The 11,023-nt window shown below is 60.6% G+C and carries 8 protein-coding genes; all 8 read left to right on the forward strand.

What is annotated here, in order from left to right; all coding sequences use genetic code 11:
• Window positions 1-15 precede the first annotated feature (15 nt).
• On the forward strand, window positions 16-696 hold the full coding sequence (locus tag QZ540_RS02360) for a 1-acyl-sn-glycerol-3-phosphate acyltransferase (RefSeq protein WP_294627441.1): 681 nt from the start codon (window positions 16-18) through the stop codon (window positions 694-696).
• 154 nt (window positions 697-850) lie between these two features.
• Complete coding sequence (gene uvrC / locus QZ540_RS02365) at window positions 851-2,791, forward strand: excinuclease ABC subunit UvrC (protein WP_294627443.1); 1,941 nt, start codon at window positions 851-853, stop codon at window positions 2,789-2,791.
• A gap of 175 nt (window positions 2,792-2,966) precedes the next feature.
• The gene (metK, locus tag QZ540_RS02370) at window positions 2,967-4,172 is read left to right on the forward strand and encodes a methionine adenosyltransferase (RefSeq protein ID WP_005506182.1); all 1,206 of its coding nucleotides are present in this window, start codon (window positions 2,967-2,969) and stop codon (window positions 4,170-4,172) included.
• Between the two features lie 33 nt (window positions 4,173-4,205).
• Window positions 4,206-6,629, forward strand: coding sequence for a primosomal protein N' (locus QZ540_RS02375; RefSeq protein ID WP_294627445.1), 2,424 nt, complete (start codon window positions 4,206-4,208; stop codon window positions 6,627-6,629).
• A gap of 87 nt (window positions 6,630-6,716) precedes the next feature.
• Window positions 6,717-9,314 carry an aconitase gene (locus tag QZ540_RS02380; protein WP_294627447.1) on the forward strand — a complete coding sequence of 866 codons (2,598 nt, stop codon included), beginning with the start codon at window positions 6,717-6,719 and terminating at the stop codon, window positions 9,312-9,314.
• A gap of 231 nt (window positions 9,315-9,545) precedes the next feature.
• Entirely contained in the window at window positions 9,546-9,797 is a 252-nt protein-coding gene (locus QZ540_RS02385) for a DNA mismatch repair protein (protein WP_294627449.1), read from the forward strand.
• A 361-nt stretch (window positions 9,798-10,158) separates the two neighbouring features.
• Entirely contained in the window at window positions 10,159-10,401 is a 243-nt protein-coding gene (locus tag QZ540_RS02390; RefSeq protein ID WP_294627450.1) for a DNA mismatch repair protein, read from the forward strand.
• A 384-nt stretch (window positions 10,402-10,785) separates the two neighbouring features.
• On the forward strand, window positions 10,786-11,023 hold a 238-nt coding region (locus tag QZ540_RS02395; protein ID WP_294627452.1), incomplete at its 3' end, for a hypothetical protein.

Genomic DNA, 11,023 nt, shown 5'->3' on the forward strand with positions numbered 1-11,023 from the left:
CTCAGGAGAGTTCACGTGCTTCTCTACAAATCCACCCAGAAAGCAATCACCGGAATCCTGCGCACCGTCTTCCGCGCCCGCGTGACCGGACTCGAAAACTTCCCCGCCACCGGCCCGGTGATTGTCGCCTCCAACCACCTGTCTTTCCTGGACTCCATCATTATTTCTGCCATGATGCCGCGCCGCGTGGCGTTCCTCGCCAAGGCGGAGTACGTGAACACCCCCGGCACGCGCGGCAAGATGATGAAGGCATTCTTCGAAGCCGTGGACATTATTCCCGTGAACCGCTCCGACCGTTCCGAGTCGCTCAAGGCGCTCGACATCGCCCTGGAGAAGCTGCAGGAGGGCAAGGTCTTCGGCATTTACCCCGAGGGCACCCGCTCCCGCGACGGCTACCTGTACCGCGGCAAGATTGGTGTGGCGTGGCTGGCGCACATGACCGGCGCGCCCGTGGTGCCGGTCGGTCTGATTGGCACCGACCGCCTGCAGAAGCCCGGTTCGAACATGATTTACCCGCGCCGCTTCACGATTCGTGTGGGCAAGCCGCTCTACTTTGAGAAGACCGGCGAGAAGATGACCGGCAAGCAGCGCCGCGTCACCACCGACGCGATTATGGACGAGATTGCTCAGCTGTCCGGTCAGGCGCGAAAGCACGAATACAACGTTTCGCCCTCAGCCGCACGTGACGCAGGCTAGGGCACACGCCGCCTATACCGCGTAGACTTAAACCGCGCATTCACGCACCGACCCCCGCGTTATGGGGGAGATGGGTGTAGGATGCGCGGTTTGTCGTATGCGCAGCACCGTAAAGCCCAGTAGAGAGCCCCAGTAGAGCGAGGAGAAAGTACCCATGGCAGAGCCTTCCAGCTACCGCCCCGCCCCCGGCGAAATCCCTACCGACCCGGGCGTTTACCGTTTTCGCGATGCTGACGGCCGCGTCATCTACGTGGGTAAGGCGAAGAACCTGCGCAACCGCCTCAACAGCTATTTTGCGTCCCCGCAGACGCTGAGCCCGAAGACCTACGCGATGGTGCACACCGCCGCCAGCGTGGAGTGGACCGTGGTTGCGAGCGAAATGGAATCGCTGCAGCTCGAGTACACCTGGATTAAGGAGTTTTCGCCGCGCTTCAACATTGCGTTCCGTGACGATAAGTCGTACCCGTACCTGGCGATTACGGTCAATGACGTGTACCCGCGCGCGATGGTGACTCGCGGTGAGCGTCGTAAGGGCGTGCGCTATTTTGGTCCGTATTCGCAGGCGTGGGCGATTCGTGAAACCCTGGATGCGCTGCTGCGCGTGTTCCCTGTGCGTACCTGTACGAACGGCGTGTTTAACCGTGCGAAGAATAGTGGCCGCCCGTGCCTGCTCGGTTATATCGATAAGTGCACGGCGCCGTGCGTGGGCAAGATTAGCCCCGAGGAGCATCGCGAGTTGGCGCGTGGGCTGACCCGTTTCATGGCGGGTGGCGCTGAGAAGCATATTGCGCAACTGACCGCGGAAATGAAGGAAGCCGCCGCCGAGATGGACTTTGAGCGTGCCGCCATTCTTCGCGACGATATTGCCGCGCTGACTAAGGCGTTTGAGCGTAACGCGGTGGTGCTCGGCGCGACCGTGGACGCCGACCTGTTCGCCTACGCTGAGGATGACCTGGAGGCGTCCGTACAGGTGTTCTTCGTGCGCGGCGGCAGGATTCGCGGCCAGCGCGGCTGGATTGTGGAGAAGGTCAACGACAGTACCGACGCGCAGCTCATCGAGCAGCTGATCGCGCAGGTGTACAGCGATATTGCGGCGAGCCTCGCCTCCCAGAAGGACGCCGAGAAGAGCCTGAACAGCTACGATATTCCGCGCTCCGTGCTGGTGCCGGTGGAGCCCGAGAATAAGGAGCAGTTGGCGTCCTGGCTGGCGGAGGTGCGCGGCGGCCCGGTGGAAATTAGCGTCCCGCAGCGCGGTGACAAGGCAGAACTCATGAAGACGGTTGCCGAGAACGCTCGCCAGTCGCTGACCCTGCACAAGAGCCGCCGGGCCGGCGATTTGACCACCCGCAGCGCCTCCCTTGTGGAGCTGCAGGAAGCGCTGGAGTTGCCGGACCCGCTGCTGCGCATCGAGTGTTACGACATTTCGCATGTGCAGGGCACGAACGTGGTCGCGTCCATGGTCGTCTTTGAGGACGGCATGCCCGCGAAGAACGCCTACCGCACCTACAGCATTACCGGCGACGCCGCGCGCGACGATACCGCCAGCATGTACGACGTCATCACCCGCCGTTTCAAGAGGCACCTGGCGCAGCAGGCGGAACGCGAAGCAGCCCCCGTGCGTTCCGGCGAGATTGACGCCTCCACTCCCGAACCGGCGAAGTTTGCCTACCCGCCGAACCTCGTGCTCGTGGACGGCGGCCCGCCGCAGGTTGCTGCAGCCTCCGCCGCGCTGAGCGACCTGGGCATCACGGATGTGTACGTTGCCGGCATCGCTAAGCGCCTGGAGGAACTGTGGCTGCCGGACGACGACTACCCGGTCGTGTTGCCGCGCACCTCGCAGGCGCTGTACCTGGTGCAGCGCATCCGCGATGAGGCGCACCGTTTCGCTATCACCTTCCACCGTTCTAAGCGCGGTAAGGCGATGGTCGCCTCCGCCTTGGATGAGGTGCCCGGTCTGGGCGAGGTGAAGCGTTCCGCGCTGATTAAGCATTTCGGGTCGGTGGCTCAGATTAAGCAGGCGAGCGCTGAGGAGCTGACGGCGGTGCCGGGTATTGGCCCGGCGTTGGCTCAGAAGATTCTGGCGGCGCTGACCTAATCCTCTGGCTGGCACTGGCCTAAGTGCCTGCTGGCGCTGAGTGAAGGCCCGCCCGGGGTGTGAATGCAACACCCCGCCTCGTAATAGCGCTTAACAAACGTGTCATAATTGAAGGAAACCGTCATCATTACGAGCGCGCTATCTTCGCGCGCCCTCAACCAGTAGAGTGGAAACCGTGAGTAATAACCATCTGCGCCTATTCACCAGCGAGTCGGTGACTGAAGGCCACCCCGATAAGATTTGTGACCAGATTTCTGACGCCATCCTCGACGGCATCATCGCCCAGGATCCCGCAGCGAACGTTGCTGTGGAGACCATGGTAACCACCGGGCAGGTGCACGTTGCGGGTGAGGTGACCACCTCCAGCTACGTCGAAATTCCCTCCATCGTGCGCGAGACCATTCTGGGTATCGGCTACGATTCTTCTACCCGCGGCTTCGACGGTGAGTTCTGCGGCGTGTCTGTCTCCATTGGCGAGCAGTCCCCGGACATTAACGCCGGCGTGTACGAGTCCCTCGAGGTTCGTCAGGGTATCGCCGCTGACGAGTACGACCGCCAGGGTGCGGGCGACCAGGGCATCATGTTCGGTTACGCTTCGAACGAGACCAACGTGCTGATGCCCGCCCCGATTTGGCTGGCGCACCGCCTCTCTGAGCGTCTGACCAAGGTCCGTAAGGACGGCCTGCTGACCGAGCTGCGCCCCGACGGCAAGACCCAGGTCACCCTCGGCTACGATTCGAACAACGTGCCCGTTTCCGTGGACACCGTGGTTGTTTCGAGCCAGCACACCGCAAGCTACGACCTGGCTGACCTGCGTGCAGACATTGAGAAGCACGTTATCGCACCGGTCCTGGGCAGCGTCGAGCTGGATTCCTCCAACGCTAAGTTCATTGTGAACCCCGCTGGCCGCTTCGTTCAGGGCGGCCCCGTGGGTGACGCCGGTCTGACCGGCCGCAAGATTATTGTGGACACCTACGGCGGTTCGGCTCGTCACGGTGGTGGCGCGTTCTCCGGTAAGGACCCGTCGAAGGTGGACCGTTCCGCAGCGTACGCAATGCGTTGGGTTGCGAAGAACATTGTGGGTGCCGGTCTTGCTGACCGCGCCGAGGTTCAGGTTGCGTACGCTATCGGCCAGGCAGCGCCGGTCGGTCTGTACGTTGAAACCTTCGGCACCGAGAAGGTCGACCCGATCAAGATTGAGAAGGCTGTGCGTGAGGTCTTCGACCTGCGCCCGCTGGCAATCATTAACGAACTGGATCTGCGCCGCCCCATCTACAAGAAGACCGCAGCTCACGGCCACTTCGGCCGCACCGAGCCGGAATTCACCTGGGAGCGCCTGAACCGCGTGGATGCACTGCGTTCGGCAGTGTCCTCTTCCTAATATCTGTCAGGGTCAAGGAGCACGCTGATTCGGGTGACTCAGAGCAGTTCTGAATCGAACTCTTCGGCACCGTTGGGTGCTCAGCAGGAATCCCTGCAACAGCTTGACCTGTTGCAGGGATTTCCTGCTCTTCGTGATGCCCTGATTCCTACCGCCCCGGAGCCGGTGAATGTTGCCGCTGAGCTGGAGGCGAGCGGCGTGCCGAACCCCGTGGCGCGTGTGCGCGTGGATAGCACCCTGCCGCAGGTGGACCGCACGTTCGACTACCGTGTGCCCGCCGAGCTGAGCGAGGATGCGGTGCCCGGCGCCCGCGTGCGCGTGCTGTTCAACGGCCACGAGATGACCGGATACATTGAGGAGCGCGCTGCCACGACCGATTGGACGCGCACCTCGCTGCTGCCGCTCAAGTCGGTGCTGTCGCGTGTGCCGTCTGTTGCGCCCGAAATTTTTGCTCTGGCGGAGGCGCTTGCCGACCGTTACGCCTCCACGGTGGCGAACGTGCTGCGCCTGGCGGTGCCGCCGCGCATTGCCGCGCTGGATAAGAAGTACGCGCCTCTTCTGCCGGGTTATGAGTCGGCGTATTTGGGGGAATCTGTTCCCAATAGCATCCCGGAAAATGCGGGGGAGAAGCCGCAGGAAAACGCTCCCGAGCATGAAGCCCCCGAGCACGCGGCTCCCAACAATACAGAGCCTGAGACTGCAGCCACCTCCGCGTCTCCTGCAGAAACCGACCCCTACGCCTGGCTTGCCACCCCTGGCGCGCCCGCGCCCTTCGTGCTGGACCCGCCGGCACTGAACCCGGACGCGCCGGATGCCGCCTCCGTCTTCTCCGATTACGAGAACGGTGCGGAGTTCATTGAGGATGTTGCCGCCGGTGCCGCAACCCGCGCCGTGATGACGGTTCTTCCGGGCCACCTGGAGCACACGTGGGCGGATGTTTTGGCGACCGCGCTCGCTACGGCTGCTGCGAGTGGTCGCGGTGCTATTGCGGTGGTTCCGACCGCTAAGAACCTGGATCTTCTGGAGGCGGCGCTCGCCGAGCGTCTGCCCGCTGATTCGTTTGTGCGTTTGAGTTCTGATTCGACTCCGCATACTCGCTATCACGGTTTTGTGAAGGCGCGTTTGGGTCGGGTTCCGGTGGTGATTGGTACCCGTGCCGCCGCGTATGCGCCGGTGGCTAATCTGGGTTTGGTGGTGTGCTGGGATGATGGCGATTCTTCGCTGTTGGAGCAGCGCGCCCCGTATTGTCATGCCCGTGATGTGTTGCTTCTGCGTGCTTCGGCTGAGAATACTGCGGCGCTGTTTGCTGGGTTCAGCATGAGTAGTGAGGCGGCGCGTCTGGTGCGTACCCGCTGGGCGTCTCATGTGCGTGCGCCGCGTGCGTTGGTGCGTGATTATTCGCCGCGTATTTTTTCGACCGGGTCGGAGTTTGAGCTGGCGCGTGACCCGTTGGCGGCGATGGCGCGTATTCCGCATTTGGCGTTTGAGCATGCTCGTCGTGCGTTGGCGCGTGGTCCTGTGTTGGTGCAGGTGGCGCGTAGCGGTTATATTCCGTCGTTTTCGTGTGAGCGTTGCCGCATGCCGGCGCGTTGTGGCGAGTGTAGCGGCCCGTTGTCGGTGGCTTCGGGGTCGTCGGTTCCGTCGTGTTCGTGGTGCGGTCATTTGGCGCAGCAGTGGCGTTGTTCGGAGTGTGGTTTTACGCATTGGCGTTATTCGGCGGCGGGTGCGACTCGTACGGCTGAGGAGCTGGGTCGTGCGTTCCCGAATGTTCCGGTGATTTCTTCGGCGGGCGATCATGTGCGGGCGTCGGTTGGGCCTGAGCCTGCGCTGGTGGTGGCGACTCCTGGTGCTGAGCCGGTGGCTTTTGGTGGTTACGCGGCGGCGCTTCTTCTTGATGCCGATAAGATGCTTCGTTTTGATTCGTTGCGTGCCCCGGAGGCGGCTCTGCGTCGCTGGTTGAATGCGGCAGCATTGGTTCGTCCGGCGGCTCTTGAGGGTACGGTGGTGACGACTGCTTCGCCGTCGCCGGTTGAGCAGGCGCTGGTGCGTTGGGATCCGGCGTGGTTTGCACGCGAGGAGCTGGAGGAGCGCGCCCAGACGGGTTTGCCTCCGGCGGTTCGTACGGCTGCGGTGACCGGTGCGGAGGCGGATGTTCGCGCCTTCATGGAGGAGTTCTTGGGCTCTTCTGCGCTGCCGGAGCGGGTGCGTGAGCAGTTGCGTATTGTGGGTCCGGTTCCTCTGGATCAGGGATATTTTGCCTGGTCGGAGTCTCTTGTTGAGGATTCTGAGGAGGCGCCGGTGAGGGGTGATTGGCGTACCCTGTTGTTCTTCTCGTACGGCATTGCCCAGCAGGTGACGCATGAGTTGCGTGCTACGCGTGCGACGATTGCGGCGTTGAAGAAGAACGTGGGGGAGCGGCCGGTTCAGATTCGTTGTGACGGTCTGGACGTGCTGTAGTGTTCTAGTGAGGAGCGGTTTTCGCTCCGGGTTTGGTGTTGAGCACGCGGGTCTGCGGGCGCGTTGTGCGCAGAGGAGGTGAGAGGCGTGTCGAAGGTGCCTCATCTGCTGAAGGGTAGTGCGCTGCCCGACGGTGAGCAGCGGCGACTGGCTGAGTATGCTTCTGCGCATCCGAAGAGTGCCCTGCACCGCAAGGGTAAGCACCATGATGCGGCGGTGCTGCTAATTCACGGTATCGGCTATCAGAATCACGGCGAGACGCTCGCGTATTTTGGTAAGCCGGTGGCGGATAGCGTGCAGACTCTGCTGGCGCTGAACACGGGCGCCGACTCTGCTGACCCTGAAAATACCCCCGCCGAGGAGACTCCCGCGCGGGTGCGGGTTGAGGTGATTCCTGACGGCGATACCCTCCCGCCTGCCACTGAGGTGAACCCGACGAGCCACCACAGCGAGCTGACGTATTCGTTGACGATTGAGCGCACGGAGTACCCTGCCGACCCGGTTGAGGAAAGCCCGGAGGTTGAAGCGAACTCCGCTCAGGAAGAACCAGCCGAAGCCTCCGAGCCCAAAGAATCTGCAAGAATCAGTCTGCCAAAAGTAGAACTTCCGAAGGTAGAGCTGCCCAGGGTGGAACTTCCTAAAGTGGAGTTACCCAAGGTGGAACTTCCTAAAGTGGAACTCCCTAAGATTGATCTGCCGAAAATTGAGCTTCCCAAGGTAGAACTCCCAAACATCGAGCTACCCAACATTGAGTTACCGCGCCTGCCCCAGCCGAAGCCTCGCCCGGTTCGCACAGTCACTCGCCGTAGCCTCCTCTTTCAGGAGGGCTTCTGGCGGCCTCGGCATTACCGCCCGTTGAAGGAGCATTTGCCCTGGTTGGCGTCGGTTTTGCCGCTGTTTTTAATGTTCTGCTTCTACTATGAGCGCCCCGGCGCGACCTGGCGTGAGCGTGCCGGGCATCTGTTGCGTTCTACGGCGCGGTTTGTGAACGTAGCGCTGTGGCTGGTGCTGGCGGCTATGGCGCTCATGACGTTCCGCGATGCTTTTGTGGCGTCCCTGGGCACTCCACAGGGTGCATTTACGGGTCTGGCGGCGGCGCTCGGCCTGGGTATTGTGGGCTGGGTTTTGGCTCGTCGTGCCCGCGAACTGTGGGAGCTGATGAAGGCTATTTCGACTCAGCTGATTCAGACGGCGACCAGCCCGGACTCGCGCGATTTGGAGCGTATTTATGCGCGTCTGGATCGTCAGCTGGACGATTTGAGTTCCCGTAGCGACGCGGTGGGTATTATTGCCCATTCGCAGGGCGGCTATTTGAGCTATGAGCTTCTGCGTCGTCGTGCGGCGGCGGGTAAGAAGCCGATTCGTTTCTTCTACGGCCTGGGTAGTGGCGTGGTGCCGATTAGCATTATCGCTAGTGACCGTAACGACATTCCTGCGCCCCTGGACGCTGCGGGCGGCTACCGTAACCGTGCGATGCTGCTGTGGGTGAGCGTGGCCGCGGCGTTCTCCTGGCTGGTGGAGGCGTCCCTGCTGTTTGGCCCGTATCGTTCACTGCTGCATCATACGATGCTGGTTCCGCTGGCGTTGAGCGTGGTGCCGCTGGTTGCGAGCGTGCCGGGCGCCTTGAAGGGGCGGGTGCGCATCGTTCGCAAGAAAAGTGCCTCCGTAAATACCTCCGCAAAGGCCCCGGTGGATGTGCGCCTGGTGAACCCGTACGGCACACGCGCCTACGTGAAGTGGCTGATTTCGGTGCTCTTCGTGCACGGCGTTTTCATGCTGTACGCGGTGTTCATGCTACTGCTGGCTCAGCTGCGTGTTGAGGGCGTGGTCCCTGAGCTGACCGCCGCCTCCGTGGCGTTTTGGGGTGCGCTGATTCTGGTGCTCATGATGTCGGTGCGTAGCGCCTGCCACCTGTATGTGCGCGCCTACGCGCCGATGCTGCAGGATCTTGATGTGGCTGACCGGTGCGAGATTTCCGCTCGTGGTGACAGCATTGGCAGGTCGAATATTACTCAGCCCGCTGATGTGGACGTCAGCTTTGTGACCCTGCCGGGCCCGTCGGTGAATAGTCACATGCAGTATTTTGATGCGTGTTCGCCGGTGCCGTTGATGCTTGCGCACCGCCTGGTGCCGCACATGATGCCGGAGGGTGAGCAGACGCAGAAGGCGGCGGCTTTCACCGATATTGGTGCGGAACTGAACTGCGGTTTTGCGCGCGTGAAGAAGTGGATGCGCACCATGCATTACGGGCTGTATGCGGTGCTTCTGCTGATGCTGTCGGTGCTGCTGAATGTGGCGTCGCCGGTGAGCCTGTCCGCGTTGACTGGGCTCGATACCTCGCGCCTGCATTCGGAGGGATTCGACCGTCTGGTGGCGGATGCTCAGCAGCTGCGCGAGCAGGCGGGTTCTTCGGATCTGCTGCTGTGGATTCTGGTCAGCATTTTTGTGGTGGAGGCGCTGCTGATGATGGTGCTTTCGCCGTGGACTCAGCGGCGTTTGCAGCGTGCGTTCATGATGCGCAAGGTGGACCGTACGGGTCAGCTGAGCGAGTTCAATCCTTTGCCGATGGTGACGGCTCTTCTGGGTCTGGACGGTGAGGATGAAGACGCTGAGGATACAGAGGAACATAACCCCGCAGGGGAGAAAAAGCAGGAGAGTAAAGCAGGGCAGAGCGCTGTAGTTTAGGGTGCTTAGGCGGTGCCGTTGGAAGGGCACCCCAGAATTTTTATGCATTCGTGTGCACCTAAGATTTGCTGGGGTTTGGCTGATTCTAATTGGCGTAGTCTCCGTATCCACGGTAATATATTCAGCACTGCGGATACTATTTCGGCGCTTGTCGAGGTGGTATTGGCGGTATCTATCACTCAATTTCGCGTACGCCTCACAACCGTGCGCACCAACGAAAGATGAATACTGGTGACTCAGACTATGATCACCCCCGCATACGAACCTGCATGCGGCGGGTCTGCTTCTGTACACAATTACGGCGTCACGCACCCGGACCCCGTGTTGCTTTCCGACATGACCAGCGCAGAACGAGGAGCTGTTTACCGCTACTTGGCGCGCTTCGCTGAGCTGGATGACGCAAAGATTTTCTACGCGTACGGTCACGCTTACGAGCTGGCTCGTAAGGATGCCGAGCGCGGTCTCTACGCAACTATGGCGTAGCCTGCATTATTAGCTTTTGAAATGCTGCTGCACTCTTTACGAGTGCGGCAGCATTTCTGCTTTTCAGGCTGGCTTTCGGACCGGCTTTCGGGCGGGTTGAGCTCGGCTGGGAACGGGCGACTATACGCCTTTATGAAGCCACTGATTTCTTCCTGACAACCGGGTATGTGTCCACTATGGGGTTGTTCCCTCATGGTTCTTGAACATTGGTTAGCTCTTGGGTACTTTAGAGGTATCACAACCACTTCTGTGAAGAGACTTCCGGTGTTCTCCGTAGGTTCTTTTCGCGGTGTACCCTCCGGTTGCGTCTGCATTGTTGCGGCGCTCCACTAAGAAACGCCCTAAGGAAAGGTACTCACCGATGAGTTTCACCAATATCACCTCTGATTACGAGCCCGAGTTCGGCGATTCGGCACCGGCCCGCGACAACGGCATTACTCACCCGGATGCTGTGTTGCTGTCCTCGATGACGAAGGCTCAGCGTGGCGCGGTGTGCCGTTACCTGGCTCGTTTTGCTGAGCTGGATGATGCGAAGATTTTCTACGCGTACGGTCATGCGGATGAGCTGGCTGCGAAGGAGTCGGCACGCGGCGCGTACATGTAAGGACTCCTGCTCCGGTTTGGTTCTGTGGCGGTTCGCTACACACTTCCTCCGCGCCTACGCAGGGAACCCGCCCTCGCAGAGCTCGGGCACCCTGAGGGCGCTTCCGGAAGGTGCAGCCTCGCCGCCCCTGTATAGGAAACATACCTACCGACGACCACAAACCAAATACGAGAATGCCGCCTCACCCTCCCGAGTTTCGGGGGAGTGCGGCGGCATTTCCTTTTCACCGTAGAGGTGAGGCTGATTTTTGGGCTTTGAGTGTGCGCCGACAAGGCTTTATGCCAGTTTTTGCTTCGCATTTTTATATAATGGGTGAGGCTGGCCGCAGGAGGTCAGTGCCATTGTATGACGACGTACGTACATCTAGTTTCAAGGAGGAAGACTATGGCAGAAGAGTTGCCACAGAATTCATCAAGGCCTCAGGCTACATCGCAAGATTCTGGTGTTAGTTCTGAGGGGCAATTGTCTAACTCGACAGGGAAAAGTGCTACAGTGCAGAGCAATCAAAACTCTCAAGCACCAACCACCCAAAACAATAAGAATAATAAAAAATATGACTTAGGCGTCCTTTTCGTGCATGGAATTGGAACCCAAAAGCCCGGAGATACTTTCAATGCAATGT

It is taken from the genome of uncultured Rothia sp., from assembly GCF_916049665.1.
Classification (GTDB): domain Bacteria; phylum Actinomycetota; class Actinomycetes; order Actinomycetales; family Micrococcaceae; genus Rothia.

Excerpts from the sequence above, each read along its gene's own strand:
- uvrC (WP_294627443.1), top strand. The coding sequence starts at position 851 with ATGGCAGAGCCTTCCAGCTACCGCCCCGCCCCCGGCGAAATCCCTACC.
- QZ540_RS02390 (WP_294627450.1), top strand. The coding sequence starts at position 10,159 with ATGAGTTTCACCAATATCACCTCTGATTACGAGCCCGAGTTCGGCGAT.